General features: G+C 69.2%; 21 protein-coding genes. 11 read left to right on the top strand and 10 right to left on the bottom strand.

Annotation, left to right across the window (positions count from 1 at the left end; translation table 11 throughout):
- Window positions 1-84: 84 nt before the first annotated feature.
- Entirely contained in the window at window positions 85-729 is a 645-nt protein-coding gene (locus O9K63_RS02695; protein WP_277240305.1) for an NAD(P)-dependent oxidoreductase, read from the bottom strand.
- A gap of 84 nt (window positions 730-813) precedes the next feature.
- Window positions 814-1,863, bottom strand: coding sequence for an LLM class flavin-dependent oxidoreductase (locus O9K63_RS02700; RefSeq protein ID WP_277242247.1), 1,050 nt, complete (start codon window positions 1,861-1,863; stop codon window positions 814-816).
- Between the two features lie 58 nt (window positions 1,864-1,921).
- Between O9K63_RS02700 and O9K63_RS02705 the strand changes: the two genes are divergently transcribed.
- Both O9K63_RS02705 and O9K63_RS02710 read left to right on the top strand, forming a co-directional pair.
- Window positions 1,922-2,995: an NADH:flavin oxidoreductase gene (locus O9K63_RS02705; protein WP_277240307.1), complete on the top strand. Its 1,074-nt coding sequence runs from the start codon at window positions 1,922-1,924 to the stop codon at window positions 2,993-2,995.
- On the top strand, window positions 2,992-4,347 hold the full coding sequence (locus tag O9K63_RS02710) for an MFS transporter (protein ID WP_277240309.1): 1,356 nt from the start codon (window positions 2,992-2,994) through the stop codon (window positions 4,345-4,347). Before O9K63_RS02705 ends, O9K63_RS02710 begins: the two co-directional genes overlap by 4 nt.
- A 97-nt stretch (window positions 4,348-4,444) precedes the next feature.
- Here the strand turns inward: O9K63_RS02710 and fahA are convergent, their stop codons facing one another.
- The 5 genes from fahA to O9K63_RS02735 form a co-directional block, all read right to left on the bottom strand.
- Window positions 4,445-5,671, bottom strand: coding sequence for a fumarylacetoacetase (gene fahA, locus O9K63_RS02715; protein WP_277240310.1), 1,227 nt, complete (start codon window positions 5,669-5,671; stop codon window positions 4,445-4,447).
- Entirely contained in the window at window positions 5,668-6,540 is an 873-nt protein-coding gene (locus O9K63_RS02720; protein WP_277240312.1) for a hypothetical protein, read from the bottom strand. The genes fahA and O9K63_RS02720 overlap by 4 nt, the downstream gene beginning before the upstream one ends.
- Complete coding sequence (locus tag O9K63_RS02725) at window positions 6,537-7,757, bottom strand: homogentisate 1,2-dioxygenase (RefSeq protein ID WP_277240314.1); 1,221 nt, start codon at window positions 7,755-7,757, stop codon at window positions 6,537-6,539. The genes O9K63_RS02720 and O9K63_RS02725 overlap by 4 nt, the downstream gene beginning before the upstream one ends.
- A gap of 224 nt (window positions 7,758-7,981) precedes the next feature.
- Window positions 7,982-8,659 (bottom strand): IclR family transcriptional regulator, encoded by a 678-nt coding sequence (locus tag O9K63_RS02730; RefSeq protein WP_277240316.1) that lies wholly within the window; start codon window positions 8,657-8,659, stop codon window positions 7,982-7,984.
- 95 nt (window positions 8,660-8,754) lie between these two features.
- Complete coding sequence (locus O9K63_RS02735; protein WP_277240317.1) at window positions 8,755-8,880, bottom strand: hypothetical protein; 126 nt, start codon at window positions 8,878-8,880, stop codon at window positions 8,755-8,757.
- Window positions 8,881-9,161: 281 nt separating this feature from the next.
- Between O9K63_RS02735 and O9K63_RS02740 the strand changes: the two genes are divergently transcribed.
- Window positions 9,162-10,718 (top strand): M20/M25/M40 family metallo-hydrolase, encoded by a 1,557-nt coding sequence (locus O9K63_RS02740; protein ID WP_277240319.1) that lies wholly within the window; start codon window positions 9,162-9,164, stop codon window positions 10,716-10,718.
- A gap of 46 nt (window positions 10,719-10,764) precedes the next feature.
- Here the strand turns inward: O9K63_RS02740 and O9K63_RS02745 are convergent, their stop codons facing one another.
- A complete protein-coding gene (locus O9K63_RS02745; RefSeq protein ID WP_277240321.1) occupies window positions 10,765-11,367 on the bottom strand; it encodes a TetR/AcrR family transcriptional regulator in 603 nt (200 codons plus the stop codon).
- Between the two features lie 139 nt (window positions 11,368-11,506).
- On the opposite strand from O9K63_RS02745, the gene O9K63_RS02750 reads away from it, so the two are divergent.
- The 8 genes from O9K63_RS02750 to O9K63_RS02785 all read left to right on the top strand — a co-directional run bounded on the left by O9K63_RS02750 (window position 11,507) and on the right by O9K63_RS02785 (window position 21,599).
- Window positions 11,507-13,150: a class I adenylate-forming enzyme family protein gene (locus O9K63_RS02750; protein ID WP_277240323.1), complete on the top strand. Its 1,644-nt coding sequence runs from the start codon at window positions 11,507-11,509 to the stop codon at window positions 13,148-13,150.
- 295 nt (window positions 13,151-13,445) lie between these two features.
- Window positions 13,446-14,480, top strand: coding sequence for a phosphotransferase family protein (locus O9K63_RS02755; protein ID WP_431190380.1), 1,035 nt, complete (start codon window positions 13,446-13,448; stop codon window positions 14,478-14,480).
- The gene (locus tag O9K63_RS02760; protein WP_277240326.1) at window positions 14,473-15,288 is read left to right on the top strand and encodes an SDR family NAD(P)-dependent oxidoreductase; all 816 of its coding nucleotides are present in this window, start codon (window positions 14,473-14,475) and stop codon (window positions 15,286-15,288) included. Before O9K63_RS02755 ends, O9K63_RS02760 begins: the two co-directional genes overlap by 8 nt.
- Window positions 15,289-15,330: 42 nt before the next feature.
- Entirely contained in the window at window positions 15,331-17,316 is a 1,986-nt protein-coding gene (locus O9K63_RS02765) for an acetoacetate--CoA ligase (RefSeq protein WP_277240327.1), read from the top strand.
- A 110-nt stretch (window positions 17,317-17,426) separates the two neighbouring features.
- Window positions 17,427-18,521 carry a TRAP transporter substrate-binding protein DctP gene (gene dctP, locus O9K63_RS02770; RefSeq protein WP_277240329.1) on the top strand — a complete coding sequence of 365 codons (1,095 nt, stop codon included), beginning with the start codon at window positions 17,427-17,429 and terminating at the stop codon, window positions 18,519-18,521.
- 36 nt (window positions 18,522-18,557) lie between these two features.
- Window positions 18,558-19,871: a TRAP transporter large permease gene (locus O9K63_RS02775; RefSeq protein ID WP_277240331.1), complete on the top strand. Its 1,314-nt coding sequence runs from the start codon at window positions 18,558-18,560 to the stop codon at window positions 19,869-19,871.
- Between the two features lie 98 nt (window positions 19,872-19,969).
- Entirely contained in the window at window positions 19,970-20,452 is a 483-nt protein-coding gene (locus tag O9K63_RS02780; RefSeq protein WP_277240333.1) for a TRAP transporter small permease, read from the top strand.
- A gap of 139 nt (window positions 20,453-20,591) precedes the next feature.
- Window positions 20,592-21,599 carry an ERCC4 domain-containing protein gene (locus O9K63_RS02785; RefSeq protein WP_277240335.1) on the top strand — a complete coding sequence of 336 codons (1,008 nt, stop codon included), beginning with the start codon at window positions 20,592-20,594 and terminating at the stop codon, window positions 21,597-21,599.
- 345 nt (window positions 21,600-21,944) lie between these two features.
- Here O9K63_RS02785 and O9K63_RS02790 read toward each other — a convergent pair whose 3' ends face one another.
- A complete protein-coding gene (locus O9K63_RS02790) occupies window positions 21,945-23,336 on the bottom strand; it encodes an ATP-binding protein (protein WP_277240337.1) in 1,392 nt (463 codons plus the stop codon).
- Window positions 23,291-25,030 carry an FAD-dependent oxidoreductase gene (locus O9K63_RS02795; protein ID WP_277240339.1) on the bottom strand — a complete coding sequence of 580 codons (1,740 nt, stop codon included), beginning with the start codon at window positions 25,028-25,030 and terminating at the stop codon, window positions 23,291-23,293. Before O9K63_RS02795 ends, O9K63_RS02790 begins: the two co-directional genes overlap by 46 nt.
- Window positions 25,031-25,147 lie beyond the last annotated feature (117 nt).

Consider the following 25,147-nt stretch of genomic DNA (forward strand, 5'->3'; position numbering starts at 1 on the left):
TTCAGATCTCCGGGGGGAGAGAAGTGAGGGGCCCGTCCGGGACGAACCGGGACGGGCCCCTCCCCTCGTCCGGGTGGGGTTTGCTCAGTGCCCGACGGTGAACCGCTGCCGGGGGTGGTCCCCGCGCTCGATCTCGTCGAGATAGGCCGTCGCGTAGTCGGTGCCGGAGATCTCGGACGAGCCGTCGTCCTTGACGACCAGCTCGTCGAGGCCGAGACGGTAGCCACCGGTGGTCTCGCCGGGGGCGAAGGAACCGAAGAGCGCGGCGGGGGAGACGTAGAACCAGTCCAGCTCCGCCGGGGCCTGACGGATCGCGTCGAGGACCTTCGCGTGCGCGAGTGCCTCCGGCTTCCAGTCCTCGTGGAAGTCCGGGGTGTCGACGAGGCGGGGACCCCCCTTCGCCACGTGGAGGGTGCCGGCGCCACCGACGAAGGACAGCCGCGCGCCGTGCTCGATCGACGCCTGCACCAGGCGGTCGACGTGGTCGACGAGCGGGGACCCGCCGACGTCCCGGCCGTGGGTGGCGACGACGAGGTCATCGGCGTCCGCCGCGGCCTGCGCGACGACGGTGTCGTCGGTCAGCGACCCGGTGCGGTACTCCACGCCCTCGGCGCGCTCGCTCGGCTCGGAGCGGCTGTAGGAGATGACCCGGTGGCCGCGGGAGACGGCCTCGCGGGCGATGTGGCCTCCGGCGTAGCCGGTGCCGCCGAGGATGACGATCGTGGACATGGGTGGAGCCTTCCTGTGGGGGGTGGGCGATGGTTGAGGTGCGAGCGACGGGCCGCGAAACCTGAGGTGCGGGCCCCGACGCCGTCAGGCCGGCAGACCGCGGACCGGGCCGTCGGTGTTGGGACGCCAGCCGAGGGACGGGGCGACGTGCTCGGCGAAGGCCCGCAGCACGTGCAGGTTGTAGTCGACGCCGAGCTGGCTGGGGATGGCGAGCATGACGGTGTCCGCGGCGGCGATCGCCGGGTCGGCCCGCAGCTGCTCGACCAGGACGTCCGGCTCTTCGGCGTAGGTGCGGCCGAAGGTCGAGCGCAGGTTGTCGATGATCCCGACCTGGTCGCTCGAGGCCTGGCCGCGCAGCCCGAAGAGCTGCCGGTCGATGTCGCTGACGAGCGGGAAGATGCTGCGGGAGACCGACACCCTCGGGGCCCAGTCGTGCCCGGCCTCGCGCCACGCCGCGCGGTAGCGGTCGATCTGCTCGCGCTGCAGGTCGCCGAAGGAGGCGCCCGTGGCCTCGGTGAGCAGGGTCGAGCTCATGAGGTTCACGCCCTGGCGGGCGGTCCACTCGGCGGTCTCGCGGCTGCCGGCGCCCCACCAGATGCGCCGGTCGAGGCCGGGGGAGTGCGGCTCGACGCGCAGCCGCCCGGCCGGGCCCATCTGCGGGTCGGCGTCGACGACCTGCTCGCCACGGACAGCGGACAGGAAGCCGTCGAAGTGCCCGTAGGCGATGTCGGCGCCGCGCGGATCGCTCGAGCCGGTGTATCCGAAGGCCTCCCAGCCGCGCTTCGCGGGCTCGGGTGACCCCCGGGAGACGCCGAGCGCGACGCGGCCGTCGGCGATGAGGTCGAGTGCGGCGGCCTCCTCGGCGAGGTGCAGCGGGTTCTCGTAGCGCATGTCGATCACGCCGGTGCCGACCTCGATGCCCCGGGTGCGGGCGGCGATCGCCGACAGCAGCGGCATCGGGGAGGCGGCCTGCCGGGCGAAGTGGTGGACCCGGAAGTACGCGCCGTTCACCCCGAGCTGGTCGGCGCCGACACCGATCTCGACGGCGTCGTGGAGGGCCTGGCGGGCGTCCGGGTCACCGAGCCCGGTCCCGTGGCCGTAGTGACCGAAGCTGAGGAATCCGAAGGCATGCACAATCGCGACAACATGGTTGATGGTGAAACTATTTCCTCCGCTTGCGAGGATGGGGCCCATGACCTCCATCCCTGACCTGCACGACGACCTCGACCTGGTCCACGGGCCGTCCTGGGCCAACCGCTTCGCGCTAGCGCCGCTGACCAACACCCAGAGCCACGCCGACGGCACCCTCTCCGAGGACGAGTACCAGTGGCTGGTGGCCCGTGCCGAGGGCGGCTTCGGCCTGACGATGACCTGCGCGACCTATGTGTCGCCCGCGGGACAGGCCTGGGCCGGGCAGCTGGGCATCAGCGATGATCGGCACCTGCCGGGACTGACCCGTCTGGCCGATGGCATCCGCGCGACCGGGAGCGTGTCCTCGGTGCAGCTGCACCACGCCGGCCGGCGGGCCGACCCGGACGTGCACGGCGGAGCGAATGTCGCCCCGTGGGACGACGCGGAGAAGAACACCCGGGCGCTGACCACGGCGGAGGTGGAGCAGGTGGTCGAGGACTTCGTCGTCGCCGCCCGGCGTGCCGAGCGGGCGGGCTTCGACGGGGTCGAGGTGCACGGCGCGCACGGCTACCTCCTCACGCAGTTCCTCGACGGTCGCCACAACGACCGCACCGATGGCTACGGCGGCTCGCTCGAGGACCGCTCGCGGGTGCTCCTCGACGTGCTGCGCGGCGTGCGCGGAGGCACCCACGACGACTTCCAGGTCGGGGTGCGGCTCACCCCGCGGGGCAACGGTGTCGTCCTCGACGAGGGCGTCACCGTCGCCCGGTGGGTCCTCGACTCTGGCCTCGTCGACTACGTCGACATGTCGCTGTGGGACGCCTTCGCGACGGTCGACGAAGGGGGCTCCCTCCTCATCGACCGGTTCACCCGGTTGCCGCGCGGCGCCACGAGGCTCGGGGTGGCGGGCAAGATCCGTACGAGCGAGCAGGCGCGCTGGTGCATGGAGCACGGCGCCGACTTCGTCGACCTGGGGCGCGCGGCGATCGTGCACCACGACTTCCCGCGCCGGGCGGTCGACGCCGACTTCGCGATGGCGCAGCTGCCGGTGACCCGGGAGCACCTGCGCGCCCAGCGCGTGGGGGAGGACTTCATCGACTACCTCGACGCCGGATGGCCCGACTTCGTGGCGTGAGCAGCCCGGGGCTGCTCTTCACCACCCTGGTCCTGCTCACGACCATCACCGCCGTCGCCGGCAGCCTCGGTGCCCCGCTCGTGCCCGGCATCGCCCGCGACTTCGGCGTCCCACTCGGCGCGGCCCAGTGGTCGTTGACCCTGACGATGCTCGCCGGTGCCGTCGCGACCCCGGTCATCGGGCGGTTGTCCGGCGGGCGGGCCCGCATGCGTGCCGTGGTCCTCGGTCTCGGTGGGGCGACGCTGGGTGGCCTGCTGTGCGCACTCCCGCTCGGATTCGGTGCCTTCCTCGCCGGCCGCACGCTGCAGGGTCTGGGCTACGGCCTCACCCCCGTGGCCATCGCGATCGCGCGCGAGGCCATCCCGAGGCAACGGCGCGCGGGCGCCATCGCGATCCTGTCGGTCACCACCGTCGCGGCCGCGGGCCTGGGCTACCCGGTCGCGGCCGTCATGGCCGACCTGTGGGGGATCCGCGTCGCCTTCGGCGTCGCCACCGCACTCTGCGCGGCCACCTTGGTGCTGGCGCTGCTGACGCTCCCGCCGAGCCCGGACACCGAGGGCACCCGGGTCGACTGGTGGGGCACCGTGCTCCTCGCCGGGGGGACGACGACGATCCTCATCGCGCTGGCCGAGGTGTCCGTGCTCCCGATCGGCCGCGTCGCGCTCCTGGCCACCGTCGGCATCGTCGCCTGCGCCGCCTGGGTGTGGTGGAGCCGACGCGTGGCCCACCCCCTGGTCGACGTCACCCTGGCCGCGCGGCCGGTCCCGCTGCTGACGCACGCCACCTCGATGCTGATGGGCGTGGGCGTCTACCTGCTCTTCCCGCTCGTCGTCATCGTCGTGCAGGACCCGACGTGGGGGATGGGGTACGGAGCGACCGTCGCCGGCCTGCTGCTCGTGCCCTACGCCCTCGCCAGTGTCGTCGGCAGTCGCCTGAGCCAGCGCCTCATGACGCGGGTCGAGGCCACGACGCTGCTCCCGCTGGGATCGGCGACCTACCTCTCGGCCTTCGTCCTGCTGGTCGTCGCTCACGACACCGTCTGGCAGCTGCTGCTCGCCATGGCCATCGCGGGCCTGGGCAGCGGCCTGGGCTTCGCCGGTATCCCGGGACTGCTGGTCGGGTCGGTGCCGCGGTCGGAGACCGGCAGTGCGATCGCCTTCACGATGGTCGTGCGCTACCTCGGCTTCTCGGTCGGCTCCGCCCTGGCCGTGACCGCCCTGACCTTCGGTGGCGAAGGGGGTGAGGCCGGCTTCGTGCGCGCCCTCCTCGTCGCGTGCGCCGTGGGGGTCCTCACGGTCGTCCTCACCACGTGGCTGTCGTTGCGGGTGCGAGGGGGCGTCGGGCGCTGGTGAGCAGGGTGCAAGAGCCCAGGCAGTTGCAGAAGAGAACTCGCAAGAGCCTGAGCAGTTGCGGGAGAGGACCCGCAAGAGCCTAGGCAGTTGCGAATCCTCAGGTCGCGGGCAGGATCGTCCCCACGCACTCACCGAAGTCGATGACCGACCCGTCGGGACCGGGCGCCGTGCCCCGCAGGGTGATCGTCTGCCCGTCGGTGAGGAAGGCCTGCTCGCGGCCGTCGGCGAGCCGCAGCGGCTCCTTGCCGCCCCAGGACAGCTCCATCAGCGACCCGCGCTCGTCGACCTCGGCGCCGGAGACGGTGCCGGATCCGAAGAAATCACCCGGGCGCAGGCTCGCGCCGTTGACCGTCATGTGCGCGACCATCTGCGGCGCGGTCCAGTAGAGCGTCTTCACCGGCGGGTGCGAGACGACCTCTCCGTCGACGTCGACCTCCATCGTGATGTCCAGACCCCACGGCTCGCTGCCCGAGTCGTCCAGGTACTCGGCGAGCTGGTGCTCCCGTGCCGGCGGCGCGACGCGGGCATCGGCCAGCGCGTCGAAGGGCACGACCCACAGCGAGATCGACGAGGCGAAGGACTTGCCCAGGTACGGGCCGAGCGGCACGTACTCGTACCCCTGGATGTCCCGGGCGGACCAGTCGTTGAAGAGCACCACACCGAAGACGTGCTCCGCCCCGGCGCGATCGACCGACACCTCGCCCTCGGGCACGGACCCACCGAGGACGAAGCCGAGCTCGGCCTCGATGTCCAGCCGGCGCGACGGACCGAAGCTGGGGGTCCCCCCTTCCTCCGGCCGCAGGCCCTTGGGGCGCGGGAACGCGGTGCCGGAGGGGACGACGGTGCCGGCGCGGCCGTGGTAGCCGACGGGCAGGTGCTTCCAGTTCGGCAGGAGCGGGTCCTGGTCGGGGCGGAACATCCGCCCGATGTTGGAGGCGTGGTGCTCCGAGGCGTAGTAGTCGACGTAGTCGGCCACGGTGAAGGGCATGTGCAGGGACACCTCGGCGACCGGGGTCGAGGCGTCCTCCACCGCGCCGTCGAGGCCGTCGGTCGTGACGACCTCCTGCAGCCAGGCGCGCAGCGGCCGCCAGACCGTGTGCCCGGCAGCGAGGAGCGCGTCGAGGTTGGCTGTGCCGACCGCGCCACGGGCGGTGGGTTCCAGCGCCGGGGTGGTCGTGGCGTCGGCCAGGGCGGCGATGCCGATGACCCGGTCCCCGAGGCGCACACCCAGTCGCCGTTCACCCCCGGCGACGGAGAAGGAGGCGTAGGGCAGGTTGTGCGGGCCGAAGCCCGTGGTCGCGAATCGCTCGGCGGCGCTGGTCATGGATGCTCCTGGGTCGTGGTCAGGGTCGGGAAGAGGTCGAGTCGGCGCAGGCTGTCGGCGGGCTCGCTGACGCTGCACGTGCCGAAGGACCGGAAGGACTCGCGCCACGCGCCGTCCGAGGCAGCCGCGACCGTGCCGAGCAGGTCGGGGTCGGTCTGGGCGAGCCACGCGGCGATGCTCTCGGCCGGCTCCCCGTCCCGCGCCGCCTGGGTGGCGAGCGCGATGTTGAGGAAGCCGTGGTGGTGGAAGCCGGTCGCGTCGTTGGTGTAGCGCACCGCCTCGTGCAGACCGGCGGTCAGCTTGAAGGGCAGCCCGGCGGCGACCGCCCTCGCGAGCACGTCACCGAGCTCCTGCGGGGTGGGGAAGAGATGCGCCTCGATCCCACCGGTGCGGTACTTCAGCGCCAGCCCGGTGTCGACGAGGAGCTCGAGCGCGTCGTCGGCCACCTGGGCCGCGGTCAGCTCGACGAAGACCGGGATCCCCTGCACCGCAGCGGCGTCGGCGATCTGCTCGGCCATGACCGCGCGGTCCCGCGGGTCGGTCTTCAGCTCGATCGCGACCACCTCCAGCTGCGGCCGCACGTCCTCGACCGCCTCGAGCGCCTCCGCGAGCGCGCCGGCCGGGGTGACGACGGAGACCTCGACCGGCCGGCCGCTCAGGTCGAGGGCGTCGGCGACCTCCCGGGCCCGCCGCAGGTCGGCCAGGGCGAGCACGGCCGGCCCCACCGCCGGGACGAAGGGGGAGGAGCGTCGCGCCACGTGGTCGGTCACCGCCTGCTCGACCGGGGCGAGCCCGGGCGGGAAGGTCGCCGCGTCGTCGAAGAAGCCGAGGAACTGCTCGGGGACTGTCTGTTGCGACGTGGCGCTCATACGTCTTTCCGCTCGCCGAGCCAGCGCCCGCCGGTCCACGACGAGGCGTACTTGCCGTCGTCGGTGGCGCGGGCCGCGGGGCCGAGGTCGAGCGGGCGGAAGGTGTCGACCATGACGGCGGTCTCGTCGAAGTACTCCACCCCCATCGACGCCTCGACCGCGCCCGGCTGCGGGCCGTGGTTGTGCCCACCCGGGTGGATCGAGATCGAGCCCTTGCCGATGCCCGAGCCCTTGCGCGCCTCGTAGTCGCCGTCGACGTAGAACATGATCTCGTCCGAGTCGACGTTGGAGTGGTAGTACGGCACGGGCACGGCCAGCTCGTGGTAGTCGACTTTGCGCGGCACGAAGTTGCAGATGACGAAGTTGTTGCCCTCGAAGACCTGGTGGACCGGCGGCGGCTGGTGAACCTTGCCCGTGATCGGCATGAAGTCGCGGATGTTGAAGGTGTACGGGTAGAGGTACCCGTCCCAGCCGACGACGTCGAAGGGGTGGGTCGGGACGGTGTGCACGGTGCCGGCCAGACCCCCTTCGCCCCGCCCGCGGTGCTTGATGTAGACGTCGACGTCGCTCTCCTCGCGCAGCAGCGGCTCGGTCGGGCCGTGCAGGTCGCGCTCGCAGTAGGGCGCGTGCTCGAGGAACTGACCGTAGCGGGAGAGGTAGCGCCTCGGCGGAGCGATGTGGCTGTTGGCCTCGACGGCGTAGAGGCGGGCGGTCTCACCCTCGCGCAGGACCCAGCGGTGGATGGTGGCGCGGGGGATGACCACGTAGTCGCCCTCGGCGACCTCGAGCGCGCCGAACTGCGTCTCCACGAGGGCCGAGCCGCGCTCGACGTACACGCACTCGTCGCCAATTGCGTTCTTGTACAGCGGGGAGGTGGTCCCGACCCACGCGTAGGAGATGCGCACGTCGCCATTGCCGAGGACGAGCTGGCGGCCGGTGACGGCGTCCGTCCCGGCGGCCTGCTCCTCGGTGAAGAGGTCGTGCAGCGTCAGGTGGCGGGGCAGGAGCGGGTGGTTGGCCACCAGGGACTGGTCGGGCAGCGTCCACTCACGGGCGCCGACGATGCCCGAGGGGATGTGGCGGTGGTAGAGCAGCGAGCTGTCGGAGGAGAAGCCCTCCTCGCCCATGAGCTCCTCGGACAGGATGTTGCCGTCCCCGTCCTTGAAGAGGGTGTGCCGCTGCTGGGGCACCGGTCCGACCTGGCGGTAGTGGGCCATGGGGTTCCTTCACGTCGTTGTGCGGTGAGCGTGTAAATGCGTGCGCTCATCGCACAGCCTATCGATGCCGGAACGGCGTGGTCAACGTGTCCGGTGGCCCGCGACCGTGTGGTCAGACCCGCGAGCCGCCCCGGCGCCGCTGCCGCATGACGAGACGGGCGATTCGACGCGCGATCCTGATGATGATCCCGACGGGTGCAGCCATGGTGATTCCTATCGGTGAGTCAGTACTGGCGGGTGAGCGAGTCGCGGGCGGCCTGCACGAGCGGCAGGAGGGCGTCGACGTCGAGGTCGCCCGGTCGGCCCAGGCGGATGATGCCGATGGATGCCTCGGCGTCGCTCGTGAAGGCACCCCCGGTGGCGACGGCCAAGCCGACGGTGCCGGACTGGATCTCACCCTCGGTCAAGGCGTAGCCGAGGGTGCGGGCGCGGGTGACGGCGGCGATGTCGGAGTCGCGCTCGGGGCGCTGGGCGAGGATCGCCAACCCATCGGCGCCGTGCTCGAGGGGATGCCGTGCGCCCATCGTGTAGCGCACGCCGATGTCACCACGGGCGGCCGGCTCGGCGACGGCGATGGCGACCGACTCGTCACGGTCCGCGATGGACACGAACGCGGTGCATCCGGTCGCGTCGGCGAGCTCTTGGACGACCGGCTGCGCGGCAGTGCGGTACTGGCTCATGAAGCGCCCGGCGACGACGAGCGCGCCGCTGCCGAGGCGGTAGAGGCCGTCGTGGCCCTTGGCCACGAGGTGACGCTGCTCGAGGGTGGCGAGGATCCGGTAGGCGCCCGCGCGGTGCACACCGAGCTCGTCGGCGAGGGCGGCGGGGGAGATGCCGCCCGTGCGCCGGGAGACGATGTCGATCGCCTCGAGCCCGCGGTCGAGCGTCTGCAGGGTGCTCATGGTCTGGGGAGTCTACGCAGCGCGGTGGCGCCCGGGGTGGGGCTGTGCCGCGCGGATGCCCCGCCGACGGTGCCGGCGGGGCGGGTGCCGCGGCGTCAGCGCGCGCGACGGTGGTCATGGGCCGGGTCGGTCATCAGGGTCTTCTCCACCCACGCCATGGCGAAGGGGAGCAGGGCCCCGGCGACCATCCCGGCCGCCGCAAGGGCGACAGTCAGTGCCATACACGTCACCGTTTCACTCCCTGCGCGGGTCATGCGGCATTTCGCGGCCGTGAACCGCCGGGTGTCATCGGATGGTTACCTGCGGCCCCGCTGCCGTCGCTGGTTTCAGGGCTTCGTCACCTACTCACCCGTACCGCTTCACGGACTGGCAAGTGCATCGGAAAGGCCCCGTCCGTCGGTCTCAGCAAGCGACCGCTCACCGAATCTCCGGGGTGGGGACCGTTGTGCGACAGGGGTCGTGGGGCCAGCGTGCTGAGGACCCACACGACAAAGGAGTCGACATGGATCACCAGCTCGAGCACCCTTCCCACGAGGCCGCACTGCCACGACGGACCGTTCTCGGCGGCATCGGGGCCGCCGCACTCGGCCTGACGGCAGCCGGGGGCGCCACCGCCTACGCGCGACCGTCACAGTCCGCGACGAGCCTGACCGGGGCGGCGATCCCGGCGGCCGACAAGGACCCCGTCGACCTGCTCAAGCGCATGCTGTCCTACGACACCCAGAACTACGGCCAGGGTGGCACCACCCGTCCGCACGGCGAGTGGCTCAAGGGCGTCTGGGAGAACGCCGGTGTACCCGTCGAGATCATCGAGACGCCGCAGGCCGACAACGTCCACGTGATCGCCCGCATCCCCGGCACGGGAGACGCGGAGCCGCTGCTCCTGCTGGGTCACTCGGACGTCGTCCCGGTGGAGGAGGAGAACTGGGACGTCGACCCCTTCGCCGGGAAGGTCGTCGACGGCGAGATCTACGGCCGCGGTGCCCTCGACATGAAGGGCGCCAACTCCGCCTTCATCAGCGCCATGCTGCGCCACATCGACGAGGGCTCGCAGTTCGACCGGGACATCATCGTGCTCACCGATTGCGACGAGGAGGCCGGCTCCTACGGCTCGCGCTGGCTGGCCGAGAACCACTGGGACAAGATCGCCGCCGGGTCGGTCCTGACAGAGGGCGGGTGGTTCCTCGCGCAGAGCGACCGGACGACGCCGATGCTCATCACGGCCACCCGCCAGGACAACGTCTACTTCAACCTCGACATCACGGCGAAGGGGGTCGCCACCCACTCCTCGAAGCCGATCCCCGACGAGACGGCGATCGTCACGCTCTCCCGGGCGGTGAGCGAGCTGGGGGAGTGGGAGGCGCCGGTGCACCTGACCGAGGTCACCCGCGAGTACTTCACCGCGGTGATGGAGGCGACCGACGACGAGCGCTTCGCCAAGGCGATCCGGCTGATGCTCAATGCCAGGAGCCAGCCGGCGCGGGAGCGGGCGGCGAAGCTCGTCGTCTCCCGGTCGGACTACCCCTACCTGCACCGTGCGCTGCTGCGCACCACGCACGCCTTCGTCATCGAGGAGGCGGGGTACAAGGAGAACGTCATCCCGTCGTCGGCGGAGGTGCGCGTGAACTGCCGTGGGATCCCCGGTGGCGAGAAGCCGCGGGAGTTCCTCGCGAAGGTGCGTGAGCTGCTGGCCGACCGAGAGGTCGAGGTCGCCCTGGTGACGTACGACGGCGAGAGCGAGGAGGAGGCGCTCGCCGGGCTCGACGAGACGTGGGCGACCCCGCCCGCCGACCTCGACACCGATCTCTACCGCTCCCTGACCGGGGCCGCGGAGAAGGTCTACGAGGGGACCCCCTTCGCCCCGGCGCTCTTCGAGGCCGGCACGAGCCTTGGGCCCTGGCGTGCGGAGGGAGTGCCCGGCTACGGCGTGTACCCGTACGTGCTCAGCAACGAGCAGCTGATCGGGATGCACGGCAACAACGAGCGCATCTTCGTCGAGGCGCTCAAGCAGGGCACGGACTTCATGTACGAGGTCTTCGCCGGCTTCCTCGCGAAGTAGGGTTCCGCTGTGCCGGGGCGGTGGTGGGCCGTCCCGGCACAACCGGTCACTCTCCCTTCGCCCCGACGATCCGGCGCGCGAAGTCCAGGTGCCGCTCCACGACCTCGTCCTCGGTCAGGGGCCCGTCGGGCTGGTACCACGTGGCGATCGAGACCGACAGCGAGGAGATCGCGCGCGCCGCGTCGGCCGGGTAGGCGCTGACGAAGCTGCCGTCCGCGACACCGTCGGCGATCGCGTCCGCGAGCAGGCGCTGCTGCTGGTCCCGCTGGGCGATGTGACGGGCGCGCACCTCGGGCTCCATGCTGCGCATCTCGGTCGAGGCCAGGAAGGCGTGGTCGCGGCGCTCCATGTGGAAGCGGGCCAGTGCCTCGACGAGGTTGTCGAAGCGCCCGCGCGGGGTGCCGTCGGAGTCCTCCTCGGCGGCGTGGCTGTGGGCGAGCATCTCGGTCATCGTCGCCGTGACGATCGCGTCGAGGATCGCCTGCTTCGAGCGGTGGTGGTGGTAGAGGCCCGGGACGGAGAGGCCGGCCGCTTCGGCGATCGAGCGGATCGAGGTGCCGTGGTACCCCTCCCGGACGAAGACGCGGAGCGCGGCCTGCAGCGGGGGCGTGAGCATGTCCGGGCCGAACGTGCGCCAGTCCGTGGTCATGCGTGGCTCCTGTCGTCTCACCTGTCGGGCTCCTCGACCCTAGTGCGGTTCGCACCCTTGACATCCGAAGGTCTCCTCACCCACAGTACAAGGGCCGACCGAGCGATCGCTCGGTCCACAAGGAAGTGGGTGACCAGGCATGGATGACGTGACAGTGCACGAGCTCGACGCGGACGGACCGCACGAGCGGCCGGCGCGACCGGGGACGGTGACCGAGGCCTGGCACCGACGGGTCGCTGCCGGACCGGACGCGCCCGCGATCGCGTGGTTCGACGCCACCTACACCGTGGCCGAGGTCGACGACCTCGCGGGCTCGCTCGCGGTCGCCCTCGCCGAGCGCGGCGTCGGCGCGAAGGATCGCGTCGGGATCCACCTGCAGAACGTCCCCCAGTACGCGATCAGCCTGCTCGCCCTGTGGAAGCTCGGCGCCACCGCCGTCGTGCTCAACCCGATGTACCTCGGCGGCGAGCTCGAGCAGCCGGTCGCCGACTCGGGTGCGATCGGCATCATCACGACCGACCGGGACGTGGCGGCCGTGCGCGAGAGCGTGCAGCGCACCGCGGTCCGGTGGGTGCTCAGCACCGACGAGCGCGACCTGCAGGGACGCGATGACCCGCGTATGTTCCCGGAGCAGGCAAGGGTCGAGGCTTCCGCCGACGGCGACCTCGTGGACCTCATGCGGCGCCACGCCGGCCGGCAGCCCGAGCCGGTCGGGACCGGACCCGAGGACCTCGCCCTGCTGACCTACACCTCGGGGACGACCGGCCCGCCGAAGGGGGCGATGAACTCCCACGCGAACGTCGTCACCGTTGCGACGACCTTCGCCGAGTTCGTCGGGGTGGAGGACGGCGACGTCGTCCTGGCCATCGCCCCCCTCTTCCACATCACCGGCGCGGTCATCAACGCGGTGCTCGGCCTGGTCCACGGGACGACCCTCGTCTTCACCGGACGGTTCCATGCCGAGGTCGTGCTCGACGCCTTCCACGAGCACGGCGTCACCTTCACCATCGGGTCGATCACGGCGTTCAACGCGCTGATGCGCCTCGAGCACGCGAGCGCCGAGCACTTCGCCTCGGTGAAGACGCTCTACAGCGGTGGCGCACCGATCCCGCCATCGACGGTCGAGCGCTTCGAGGAGCGCTTCGGCCACTACATCCACAACGGCTACGGCATGACCGAGACCACCTCCGGTGTCATCGCGGTCCCACCCGGCAGTCGGGCACCCGTCGACGGGGCCAGCGGCACGCTGTCGATCGGCAAGCCCCTTCCCGGTGTGGGCGCCGCGGTGGTCGGTCCGGACGACCGTTCGGTCGCACCGGGGGAGCAGGGCGAGCTCGTCCTCACCGGTCCCCAGGTGGTGCGCGGCTACTGGCGGAACCCGGCGGCGACCGAGGCGACGATGCCCGGCGGGCGCCTGCACACCGGCGACGGCGCGGTCATCGACGAGGAGGGCTGGGTCTACCTCGTCGACCGGCTCAAGGACCAGATCAACACCTCCGGCTACAAGGTGTGGCCACGCGAGGTCGAGGACGTGCTCTACCAGCACCCGGCCGTCTTCGAGGCGGCTGTGGTCGGCCTGCCCGACGAGTACCGCGGCGAGGAGGTCACCGCCTTCGTCTCGCTCAAGGAGGGAGCGAAGGGGGACGAGGACGAGCTGCGACAGTTCGTCGCCGACCGCCTCGCCGCCTACAAGCGACCGCGCCACGTCCACGTCGTCGGCGACCTGCCGAAGACCCAGACGGGCAAGATCCGCCGCCGCGCGCTGCGTGACGAGGCGGTCTGACCCGTTCGCCCCTGCTCCTGCTCCCCAATCCCCTGGAAGGCAACGACATGACCACCTCACACACCAGACACGTGTCCGCCGGTGACATCCGCACCGGCCCCGAGCCCACCACCCGCACCAACCCCTCCGCCCGACGATCCCTCGTCGCGAGCACGGTAGGCCGGCCTTCCTGATGAATGAGAGCGGGGCATCGACCTGCACACGGTCGGTCAGCGCTGACCGCCCGACGAGACCTGGAGGCCCTTTCGTACACAGCACCGACACCCCGACCCTCGACCCGACACTCGAGCAGATTCTGAGACCCGACGTCGTCGGACCCCGGCTCGTCGCGGCCACCGGCCGCGAGGCGTGGCGGGACTTCTCCGCCGAGCTCATCGCCGGCGGGAAGTCCAACCTCACCTTCGTGCTGACCAGCGCGGACGGTGACCGACTGATCCTGCGGCGCCCACCGACCGGGGACCTGTTGCCCAGCGCCCACGACATGGGCCGCGAGGCACGGATCCAGACCGGGCTGGCCGGGTCCGGCGTCCCCGTCGCGCACGTCGTCGTCAACGAGACGAGCGGGGAGGACCTGGGCGTGCCGTACTACGTGATGGAGGAGGTCGTCGGCCACGTCGTCCGCGACGAGCTGCCGGCGGACTACGCGCAGGACGAGCGGAGCAAGGAGGCGATGACCGATGCCCTCGTCGATGCGCTCGTCGCGCTGCACGCGGTCGACCCGGACGAGGTCGGCCTGGGTGACCTCGGCCGCCGCGACGGTTACCTCGAGCGGCAGCTGCGCCGGTGGCTGGGCCAGTCGGAGAAGGCCACCAAGTCGGTGCAGGCGCCGCGCCTACCCGACCTGGCCGCCCGACTGGGGGAGTCGATGCCGACCTCGCCCCCGTCGCGGATCGTCCACGGCGACTACCGGATGGACAACTGCGTCTACGACGCGGACGACCCGGGGCGCATCCGGGCGGTTCTCGACTGGGAGCTGTCCACCCTCGGTGACCCGATCGCCGACCTGGCGCAGACCGCGATGTACTGGGGCGACGCCGACGGTCCTGCCATGCCGCTCATCCCGAGCCTGAGCCGGGAGGCGGGGTGGCCCCCTTCGTCCCACCTCGTGGAGCGCTACTGCGCGGCGTCGGGGACCGACCCGGCCGTCCTGCCGTGGTACCGGGCCTTCGCGTGCTTCAAGTTCGCCGCCATCGCCCAGGGCGTGGCCACGCGTGCCGCGGCCGGGGACATGGCCGGCCAGGAGTTCGGCGACATCGGGGACAGCATCCGCCACCTCGTCGACCACGCCCACTCGATCCTCGACGACCACCCGGGAGGGACCCGTGCCTGATCCGCACCGCACCCCGATCGACCCCCGCACGGGCGAAGGGGGCGAGGGCTCGCTCCTCGACCGCTTCCGTCTCGACGGCCGCGTCGCGATCGTCACCGGTGCCTCCTCCGGGCTCGGCGCGGGCTTCGCCCGGGCGCTGGCCTCGGCGGGCGCGACCGTCGTCCTCGCCGCCCGACGACGCGAGCGCCTGGAGTCACTCGCCGAGGAGATCCGCGCTGGCGGTGGCACCGTGTCGACGGTCTCCTGCGACGTGGTCGACCCGCAGCAGTGCGCAGATCTGGTGCAGGCCGCGATGGCCGAGCACGGGCGGGTTGACGTCCTCGTCAACAACGCGGGCCTGGGCACGGCGGTACCGGCGCTGAAGGAGTCGCCCGAGGACTTCCGCAGGGTCGTCGACGTCAACCTCAATGGCGCGTACTGGATGGCCAAGGAGTGCGCGGCGGTCATGGGGCCGGGCTCGAGCATCGTCAACATCGCGAGCATCCTCGGCCTGACCGCCGGCTTCGCGCCACAGGCGGCGTACTCCTCGTCTAAAGCCGCTGTCCTCGGCCTGACGCGCGACCTCGCGGCGCAGTGGGGCAGTCGGCGGGGGATCCGGGTCAACGCGGTGGCGCCGGGCTACTTCGCCTCCGAGATGACCGACGAGATCCCCGGGGCGCTGCTCGAGACGATCACCTCCCGCACGCTCTTCGGCCGGCTCGGTCGGCAGCAGGAGCTGGACTCCGCGGTGCTCTTCCTGGCATCGGACGCCTCCTCCTTCATCACCGGCACGACGCTCGCCGTCGATGGTGGGACGACACTGCACTGACCCTTCACCTCCTGCCGCACACCGACAGACAAGGAACGAAGCATGGAACGCACGCTTCTCTGGCGACCGTCCCCCGAACGGATCGCCGACTCGCAGATCCGCCGCTACCAGGCCTGGCTCGCACAGACGGCCGGCGTCGAGACCGGCGACTACGCCGACCTACACGCGTGGAGCGTGGCTCACGTCGACGAGTTCTGGCAGTCGATCTGGGACTTCTTCGGAGTGGTCGGTGACCGCGGGGACGGACCGGTGCGTTGCGGCGAGGACATTCAAAGCACACGGTGGTTCCCCGGCGCGCAGGTCAACTTCGCGCAGAACCTGCTGCGCTGGTCACAGGAGCGGCCGGATGAGGAAGCAATCGTCGGGCTGCACGAGACCGGGCCGCGTGAGTCGGTGACCTGGGCCGAGCTGACCGGTCGGGTTGGCGCCCTCGCTGCTCACCTGCGGGCGGTCGGAGTGCAGCCCGGCGATCGGGTGTGCGCGGTCCTGCCCAGCTCGCCGGAGACGGTGGTCGCCATGCTCGCCACTGCGACCGTGGGTGCCACCTGGTCGGTGGTCAACACCGACTTCGGGGTGCAGGGGATCAGCGACCGCTTCAAGCAGATCGAGCCGCGGGTGCTGTTGACGACCGACTCCATCGAGTTCGGCGGGCAGCACAGAGATCAACTGGCGCTGCTTCCCGCGATCCTGCAGGCGCTGCCGAGCGTGGAGCACCACGTGCTGATCGACACACGTGATGGGGTGGCGCCGGATAGCCTCCGGGTGCCGAGCACACGCATATCGGAGATTCTCGCGGAGCCAATCGAGCCGGAGTTCGAGCCGGTCGAGTTCTCCCACCCCCTGTGGGTGCTCTACTCGTCGGGCACGACCGGCCGGCCGAAGGGGATCGTCCACTCCCACGGCGGGATCGTTCTCACAAGCCTCAAGGACAACGCGCTCCAGTACGACCTCACTCCCGGATCGCGCTGCTACTACGCAGTGTCGACTACGTGGGTGGTGTGGAACCTGCTCGTACAGTCGATGTTCGTCGGCGTCACGATCATCACCTACGACGGCGCACCGACCCACGGGTCGCCGGCACGACAGTTGCAGATCTGCGCTGAGGAGGACGTCGAGTTCTTCGGGACAGGCGCGGCGATCCTGTCGGCGATCGAGCGGGCAGGTATCTCGCCGAAGGAGTTGTGGAATTTCGACAGCCTCCGCTCGATCCTTTCGACCGGGTCGCCCCTGCCGGACTCGACCTGGCGATGGTTCTACGAGCACGTTGCCGGGGACGTGCGGCTGGGTTCGGACTCCGGGGGCACGGAAATCGCCTCCGGCATCCTCGGATCAAACCCGCTGGATTCCGTGTACCTCGGTGAGCTGATGGCACCGTATTTGGGCGTCGATGCGCGGACCGTCGATACGAAGGGGGAGAGCGTCACCGGCGAGGTCGGTGAGTTGGTGATGACCTTGGCGCTGCCATCGATGCCGATCGCGTTCTGGAACGACCCGGGCGGGAGGCGATACAAGGAAGCGTACTTCGACGCGTTCGACGGGCTGTGGCGGCAGGGCGACTGGGCGACACGCAACGCGGAGGGCGGCTGGATGATCCACGGACGCTCAGACGCGACGATCAACCGCGGCGGCATCCGGATGGGGTCAGCCGACATCACCAGCATCGTGAACACCGTTGTGGGAGTGGCTGACTCGATGGTCCTCGGCGCAGAGCTCGACGGCGGCGAGTACTACATGCCGCTTTTCGTCGTCCCGGAGGCGGGCGTCGACGTGGACGCGGCCCTCCGAGATCGCATTGTTGCGACGATCCGTGAACAAGTCTCCCCACGCTACGTCCCCGACGAGATCCTTGCCGCGCCGTCAATTCCGCGCACGCGTACCGGAAAGATCCTCGAGGTTCCGATCAAGCGGGTCTTCCAAGGTAGCGACCCAGACGCGGTCAACCGCACAGCGGCCGCGGACGTCGCTTCGCTCGAGTGGTACATCGAGCAGGCGACGCGCTTTGCGCAGAACAGACGGAGTCTCGTCTGATCGGCCATCTTCGTACTGACGACAACCGAGCACGAAATCACACACAACCCCGTTCGGCATCCACGCCGGGCAACGACGAATTGGAATAGATCACTATGAAGAAGCCCCTGATGCTTACCGCCCTCACCCTCGCACTAGGGATGACCACCGCCGCATGCGGCAGCGGTGGTGGTGCCGGTGGCGACGACACACAGACGCTGCGCTTTGCCACCGGATTCACTTCACAGAATGGCTGGTGGGTCGGGACCTACAAGCCGTGGATGGATCGTGTGGAAGAGCTGAGCGAGGGTGCTGTCGAATTCGAAGCGTTTAATGGCGGCGAGTTGGTCGCGGCTGGTGACGAGCTCGAGGCACTCAATCAAGGCATCGCTGACATCGGTAGTGTCGCGCCGCCGTACCTGCCCGACCAGTTCACCGCTGGCGAGGTCACAATGCTGCCCCTTGCCGAATCGGATGTGCGGATCGCCTCTAAGGCATACAAGGCTCTTCTGGAGAGCGATGAGAAAATCATCGACGGGAAGACGTACTACGAGTCGCAGTTCGAGGAAAACGGGCTCAAGGCGTTCCCCGTGCCCACGACTGCTGAGTACACGATTTCAACTACGGGGAAGGAATTCAATTCCGTATCGGCGGTGAAGGGTCTCAATATCCGCGCATCATCGCGAACACATGAGATCTTGGCTGAATCGATGGGGATCAACCCCGTGGCCATCCCAAATGCAGAGGCGTACGACGCCCTCAACAGAGGCACGCTTGATGGGAACTTCTCGAGCGTCGCTGATTGGTCGGGTTACGGCTTCCAGGACCTCTTCAAGTACACCCTGAAGGGGATCAATTTTGGGCACTTCAACGGCACCATGGCAATGACGGAGGAGACCTGGAACGGTCTTGACCCCGAAGTTCAGGAAGCCATGGAGCAGGCTAATGAGGAGCTGTACCTGGATCCCGGGGCGCAAGAGTGGGTGGATCGCGCGGACAAGATGGTCAAGGTCAATCGGGAGTCCGGCGGAGAGTTTGTTGAATTCGACACGCTGAATCCGCAGGTGCAGGAGCTCTTCCTCGATGGCGTGGATAAGACTTGGAACAACTACATCGCGCAGCTCGACGGCAAGGGACTGGATGGCGAGGCCGTGGTGAGCCATTGGCGCGACCTGCTCGTTGAAGCCGGTGGCGAGGTGCCGGAGAGCGCCAAGGATCTCAACTGATGGTGTATCGAAACCCTACCGTTAAGGGAGGCGCCGGTGTCTAGCACTCTAGTTATCGCGGTCATCGTCGTTCTGTTCGCCGTGCTCCTCTTGGCCGGCGGCTATATCCATACTGTTCTGTTGGTGGCAGGTATCGGTGGCGTATTGCTTCTGTCAGGCACCGACATCTTGGGCGGTCTGTTGGGGCCACTACCCTTCTCGCGGACGGCCTCGTACACGCTCACCACCATTCCACTCTTCGTCTTGATGGCGCAGTTTGTCCTACAGGCAGACATAGTCAAGGACCTCTTCTATGTGGTCAACCGGGTCTCGAAAAATCGCAACGGAGTGCTCGGGTCTTTGACCCTAGTGGCAGGGGCGATGCTCGGCGCCGTCTCAGGCTCAGGTGTGGCGGCTGCCGCATCTCTCGGTCAGGTGGCAGTGCCGGAGTTGGAGAAGAGTGGCTTCAAGCGAGCTCACGCTGGTGCGGTGGCGGCGGCCGCCGGCTCATTATCGGGAATCGTTCCGCCAAGCATCATTTTGATACTTTTTGGTGTTGCGACCGAGACGCCCATCGGCGATCTCTTCATCGGGGCGGTCATCCCCGCAGCCGCGGTGACCCTGGTGTTCATCTTGGTCATGATGTTCTACCTTCGACGGGACCATGCGAAGGCTGAGCTGGCGAACTGGCCAGCGGCGCCGGTCGAGTCAATCGGCGTGCCCCGCCTGATCGTGTCGATGAGCGTCATGGGAGTCATCGTTTTCGTTGTCCTGGGAGGCATCTATGCCGGGATGGTGACCGCGACAGAGGCTGGCGCCATCGGAGCCTTTTCGGCACTTTTGGCAGCCATAGTGCTCGGTCAGTTCAGCCTCAGGTTCCTCAGGGACAGTTTTCTTGAGACCGTGAAGATTACCAGTATGGTGATGCTGATCCTTATCGGGGCACAAATTTTCGGTAAGTTCGTCACCCTGTCGCTGCTGCCTCGTCGTCTGATCGATCTGCTAGGGCCGCTCGTCGACAACCCCGTAGCGATGATCGCGATCCTCTCAGCGGTCTTCTTCATCCTCTTCATGTTCATCGAGGGCGCCGCTGTGATCTTGATGACCATCCCAGTCATATTGCCCATCATCAACGCGATGAATATGGACCTTCTGTGGTTCGGTGTCTTCGTTGCCATGATTTGTACCGTTGGACTGATCACTCCTCCGGTCGGCCTGAGTGTGTATGCCGTGTCAGGGGCCAGCGGCGTGTCTTCAGGCGGAATATTCAAGTACGCAACAGGTTTTGCGGTCCTCGCGGTGTTGATCGTGGCAGCGATGATGACGATCTTCCCGCAAATGGCCACATGGCTGCCCTCGGTCGCCGCTTGAATGAGGATGAGTAATTTCCATTGGGCTTTTGAAGGACGTGTGAATCAATGCTTGTGAATGCTTACCGTTGGTGGAACTCAATCAAGATGGCCGGGGGTGTGTTCAGCGGCTTCGTCATTCTGTTGCTGATGTTGTTCATTGTCGCCGATGTCATCATGAGAAACGTCTTCCATAACTCAATTCCGGGTGGCTTCGAGATCGCCCAGAACTACTTCCTTCCCCTGTCTGTTTTCCTAGCCTTGCCATATGTGTATGGCACGGGCACGTTGCCCAAGATGGATTTGCTGATGCACCGGTTTCCGGTAGGCGTGCAGAGCGCAGTGATCTATCTTCTTCTTGGTCTCGAGGTGCTTGTTTTCTTGGCGCTTACCTTCTTTAGCTTTGGGTATGCTGTTGATTCGTTGGACCGCGGCCGCGCCTTTCCGGCTGGTGGTTTGTTGCTTCCCATTTGGCCGGTGTTGTTCTTGGTGCCCGTGAGTTTCCTGATGATGTTCATCGAGGCAGTTTTCACTATATCCAAGAATGTGGCTCGAGGTTCTGTTACTTATTCACTTGGGACTGACGCGCCAGAAGGGATCTGACGGGCGCGGTGGTCGAACGTGTCGACCGGCGCACATCAGGCTACGAGCCGCGCCTGCTGCATGACCCTGCGCCGCATCTGTCATGGAGATTGCTTATCGGTGACGACCGACAACGTGGACCCTCCGGCACACTGGAGACGTGGTGGACGACTTCCTCATCGCCCGCAACCCCGGGCCGGACAGCCGCTTGCCGTACCTGGTGCGCATCCCGCTCGGGGAGGGGGTCGTGCTCAAGACGAAGGACGTGTGGCCGCGCACAGCCAAGTTCTACTGCCACCGCACCCACGAGTGGCCCGAGGACGCGGAGATCATCGAGCGCGTCCCCGCCCGTTCTTGCACTTCACGCGGAGCAGCGATCGACCTCCTCCTCGACCGGCGGCGGGAGAGCCGCTCCCAGTTCGTCATCACCCGCATCCGCGGGGGTCGGCAGGCGATCTTCTGGCAGACCGCGCGCACGACCAAGCAGGCCCGGCCCAACGTCGGTCTGCCGACCGCGCGGGCGCAGGGGGTGGAGGACCTGCAGATCCTCGTGGACAGCCACGAGCGGTACCCGTGGCGGTTCACCCACCAGCAGGCCGTGACGAAGCGTTGGGGGTTGCCCTGCGGCGACTACGCCGTCACCGACGGAGAGCAGGTCGCCGCCGCCGTCGAGCGCAAGAGCCTGGCCGACCTCAGCTCGAGCCTCACCAGCGGCAAGCTCACGTACGTCCTGGTCGAGCTGAATGACCTGCCGCACGCGGCGGTCGTCGTCGAGGAGCGGTACTCGCAGGTCTTCGCCCTCGAGCACGTGCGTCCGGCCGTCGTCGCCGAGGCGATCGCGGAGAGCCAGGGGCGGTTCTCGACCGTGCCGATCATCTTCGCCGAGAACCGACAGCTCGCACAGGAGTGGACCTACCGCTTCCTCGCGGCTGCACGGGAGGAGCTGCGCATGGGTGCCCCCACCGCGGAGGCCATCTCGACCATGGCCGCGGCCAACCCGGCACCTCCGGCCGGACCGACGCCGCGCGAGATCCGGGCCTGGACGAGGGAGCACGGGTGGACGGTCTTCGACCGTGGACGCATCCCCGCCGAGGTGCGGCGAGCGTACGAGCAGGGTAGACCCGTCGAGCGATCTCGCCCTGCTGCGCCGTCGTCGGCTCGATCGTGATCTCGAGTGAGCGATGAGGTCGTGGAGTCGGGCGCCGTGCGAGGTGGACCGGGGGTCGGCAACGATCGACACCTCGAGCCGGGGGGCCAGGCGCGGACGATGCTGTGCGCCTTGTCGACCTTCGCCGTCACCCTGTGTTGCTGCTCGCGTACTTCAGGCCTGTCGTGGGTGTCCTTCGTGCCTACGCTCCTGCTCCACCTCGCGGTCAGTGCCCGTGAGGTGGAGCAGGAGCGTAGGCAGTTCTACGCGCTGCGCATCGTCGACGGCCCCGACAACGTGCTCCGGCGGACCGTCGCCCGGGGAGCTGAAGCGGACACCGCCCTTCGTCGGTTGGGGCCTCACCCCTCACGTGGGCGGCGGTGCGGCGGGCAGGCAGACGCGGAAGACCGTGTCGCCCGGCTCGGACTCGATCTCGATGGTGCCGCCATGCCGCTCGACGACGATCCGCTGGGCGATGTCCAGCCCGAGACCGGTGCCCTGCCCGACCGGCTTGGTGCTGAAGAAGGCCTCGAAGGCCCGCGCGGCGACCTCCGGCGGCATGCCGGGTCCCGAGTCGCGGATCTCGACGACGACACCATCATCGGCGCCGGGGCGGGTGGTGATGCGCAACGTCCCGGTCCCGCCCATGGCGTCGAGCGCATTGCCGATGAGGTTGGTCCACACCTGGTTGAGTTCGCCGGCGTAACCCTCGATGGTCGGCACGTCGGCGTAGTCCTTGACGACCTCGACCGTGCCCTCGCGCAGCTGGTGCCCCAGCACCAGCAGTGTGCTCTCGATGCCCTCGGTGACGCTGAGCTGTTGCAGCGGGGCGCGGTCCAGCTGCGAGTAGGAGCGCACCGCCGCGACCAGCTCCGAGATCCGTCGCGTCGACTCGGCGATCTCCGCCCGGAGCACCGTGGACTGCAGGCTCGCCACGATCCAGTCCAGACCGGCCTGCAGCGACCGCGGGTCGACCACCCCCGCGAGGCGCTCGCACCACTGCTCGTCGGCGTTGGCCGAGGCCAGCACCGGCGCGGCCACCCAGCTGCGGTCGACCCCGCTCGCGTCGAGACGCTCGGCGAGTGCGTCCTCGATGTCGACGCGGTCCACGTATGCCGGGGCGGGCCGTGAGGCCAGGTCGCGGCGCAGGTCGTCCAGCGCGGTGAACTGCTCGGCGGTGATGCCCTGCGCGGCCAGCTCACTGAGAGCGGTGAAGAGGGTGTCGTCAGCCGTTCCCAGCGCGGCCGTGGCCCGCGTGGCCGCGGCCGACGGGTTGTTGATCTCGTGAGCGAGCCCGGCCGCGAGCTTGCCGAGGGCCGCCAACGAGTCGCGTTGGCGGGCCGTCGACTCGACGTACAGGGCCATGCCGTAGACGCCCTTGATGAGGTGGCTGCCGAAGGGGAACCACCGCGCGGTCAGGTCGCGCAAGTCGCTCGCCGGCACCTTGAGCATGCGTCCGGCGACGAGACCTCGGGCGCCGGCGAGGTAGCGGCCGGTCTGCACCCAGGCCCGGAACCCGCCGGCCCACCGGCCGGGGGCGTCCATGCGTCCGACCACCATGTCCTCTCGTTCGCTGCGCCTGACCAGCTCGACGACCCCGTCGATGAGCACCCACCAGTGGTCGGCGTGACCCCCTTCGTCCCAGATCCGCTCGTCGGGCGCGAAGGCGACCTCCTCGCCGGCGGCCAGGAGCTCCTCGAGCTGTCCGGTGGTCAGCCCGGCGAAGAGCTCGATCGGTTGCAGGTCGGCGATGTCCACGAGGCTCCGCAGGTGGTGGCGAGGTAGCGGTGGACGAAGTGCACCGCCATGGCGCCCTCGCCGACGGCGGAGGCGACTCGTTTCATCGAGTCCAGCCGCACGTCGCCGGCGGCGAAGACGCCCGGCAGGCTCGTCTCGAGGGCGAACGGTCCGCGCGGCAGCCCCCACGCTCCGTCGGCGGCGCGGAGCATCTCCGGGCCCGTGAGCACGAAGCCCTTGTCATCACGCACGATCGCCTCGCCCAGCCAGTCGGTGCGGGGGACCGCGCCGATGAAGACGAAGAGCCAGCTCGTCGCGACCTCCTCGGTGGCGCCGGAGTCGCGGTCGCGCAGGGTGAGGGACTGCAGGTGGCCGTCGCCGCTGCCGGCGATCGCCTCGCTGTGGTGACGGACGGCGATGTTGTCGGCAGCGAGGATGCGGTCGACGAGGTAGCTCGACATCCCGTCGGCGACGTCGGCACCGCGAACGAGGAGCGTGACGTGCGAGGCATGCCGGGCGAGGTTCAACGCGGCCTGCCCCGCCGAGTTGGCCGCACCGACGACGTAGATCTCGTCCCCGGCCACCTGACTGGCCTCGCTCGCCGTTGTCCCGTAGTAGACTCCCCGCCCGGTGAACTCGTCCAGGGTGCTCGCGCCGAGCCGGCGGTAGGAGACGCCGGTGGTGACGATCACCGACCGGGCCTCGACCTCTGCCTGCCCGGCGCCGTCCGGGCCGTCCGTCGCCGGACCGTCTAGGAGGACGGCGCGCACCGGTCCGCGCTGCTCGAGCCCGATGACGTCCCGGGCGACCACCATCTCGGCCCCGAAGCGGATGACTTGGGCGACCGCACGCTGGGTGAGGTCGGACCCGCTGAGGCCGCGGGGGAAGCCGAGGTAGTTCTCGATCGAGGCGCTCTGGCCGGCCTGCCCGCCGGGCGCTTCGCGCTCGACGATCACCGTGCGCAATCCTTCCGAGGCGGCGTACACCGCCGACGCCAGCCCAGCGGGTCCGCCGCCGACGATGCACACGTCGTAGAGCGTCTGGTCTGCTCGGGTGCGCAGCCCGAGGGCGCCAGCGAGCTCCATGCTCGAGGGGGAGCACAGGGACGCGCCGTCGGGCACGAGCACCAGCGGCAGCCGGTCGCTCGCCACCCCCGCCGCCTCCAGAAGGCGCGGGCCCTCCGGCCCCTCCTCGATGTCGATCCACCGGTAGGGCACGTGGTTGCGGGTGAGGAAGGTCTTGGTCGCGTGGCTGCGCTCGGACCACCGGTGGCCCACCACCCGGAGCTCGGCGGTGTGGGTGGGGTTGGCGCTGCGCCAGTCGCCGAGCAGGTCGTCGACGATGGGGTAGAGACGCTCGTCCGGCGGGTCCCAGGGTTTGAGCAGGTAGTAGTCGAGTCCGACCTTGTTGATCGCGCGGATCGCAGCGTCGGTGTCGGCGTAGGCGGTGAGGAGCAGCTGCTTGGCCGTCGGTGCCTGGAGGTGGGCCCGCTCGAGCATTTCGATGCCGGTCATCTCCGGCATCCGCTGGTCGGCGACGATGAGCGCGACCGCTTGGTCGCGCAGGGCCAGCTTGCCGAGGACCTCGAGCGCCTCCGCGCCCGAGGTCGTACCCAGCACCCGGTACTCCCTGCCGTACTGCTCGCGCAGGTCGCGGGTGATCGCGGCGGACACCATCGGGTCGTCGTCGACCGTGAGGATGACTGGTTTGCTCATGCTGTACCCGCCTTCTCCCCAGACCGGGTGAGCAGGTTCAGTCTCGGGACCGCGGTCTTGCGGCGATAGAGCGCGCGGGCCTCGACCCGGAACCGGGATACGACGGCTCGAGCAGCG

Origin of the sequence: Janibacter cremeus (genome assembly GCF_029395675.1) — a bacterium.
Lineage (GTDB): Bacteria > Actinomycetota > Actinomycetes > Actinomycetales > Dermatophilaceae > Janibacter > Janibacter cremeus_A.

What these genes read in the sequence shown, in the direction of transcription:
- O9K63_RS02695 (WP_277240305.1), bottom strand. Translation starts at nt 729, where the DNA reads ATGTCCACGATCGTCATCCTCGGCGGCACCGGCTACGCCGGAGGCCAC.
- O9K63_RS02705 (WP_277240307.1), top strand. Translation starts at nt 1,922, where the DNA reads ATGACCTCCATCCCTGACCTGCACGACGACCTCGACCTGGTCCACGGG.
- fahA (WP_277240310.1), bottom strand. Translation starts at nt 5,671, where the DNA reads ATGACCAGCGCCGCCGAGCGATTCGCGACCACGGGCTTCGGCCCGCAC.
- O9K63_RS02720 (WP_277240312.1), bottom strand. Translation starts at nt 6,540, where the DNA reads ATGAGCGCCACGTCGCAACAGACAGTCCCCGAGCAGTTCCTCGGCTTC.
- O9K63_RS02725 (WP_277240314.1), bottom strand. Translation starts at nt 7,757, where the DNA reads ATGGCCCACTACCGCCAGGTCGGACCGGTGCCCCAGCAGCGGCACACC.
- O9K63_RS02730 (WP_277240316.1), bottom strand. Translation starts at nt 8,659, where the DNA reads ATGAGCACCCTGCAGACGCTCGACCGCGGGCTCGAGGCGATCGACATC.
- O9K63_RS02735 (WP_277240317.1), bottom strand. Translation starts at nt 8,880, where the DNA reads ATGGCACTGACTGTCGCCCTTGCGGCGGCCGGGATGGTCGCCGGGGCC.
- O9K63_RS02740 (WP_277240319.1), top strand. Translation starts at nt 9,162, where the DNA reads ATGGATCACCAGCTCGAGCACCCTTCCCACGAGGCCGCACTGCCACGA.
- O9K63_RS02745 (WP_277240321.1), bottom strand. Translation starts at nt 11,367, where the DNA reads ATGACCACGGACTGGCGCACGTTCGGCCCGGACATGCTCACGCCCCCG.
- O9K63_RS02750 (WP_277240323.1), top strand. Translation starts at nt 11,507, where the DNA reads ATGGATGACGTGACAGTGCACGAGCTCGACGCGGACGGACCGCACGAG.
- O9K63_RS02765 (WP_277240327.1), top strand. Translation starts at nt 15,331, where the DNA reads ATGGAACGCACGCTTCTCTGGCGACCGTCCCCCGAACGGATCGCCGAC.
- dctP (WP_277240329.1), top strand. Translation starts at nt 17,427, where the DNA reads ATGCTTACCGCCCTCACCCTCGCACTAGGGATGACCACCGCCGCATGC.
- O9K63_RS02795 (WP_277240339.1), bottom strand. Translation starts at nt 25,030, where the DNA reads ATGAGCAAACCAGTCATCCTCACGGTCGACGACGACCCGATGGTGTCC.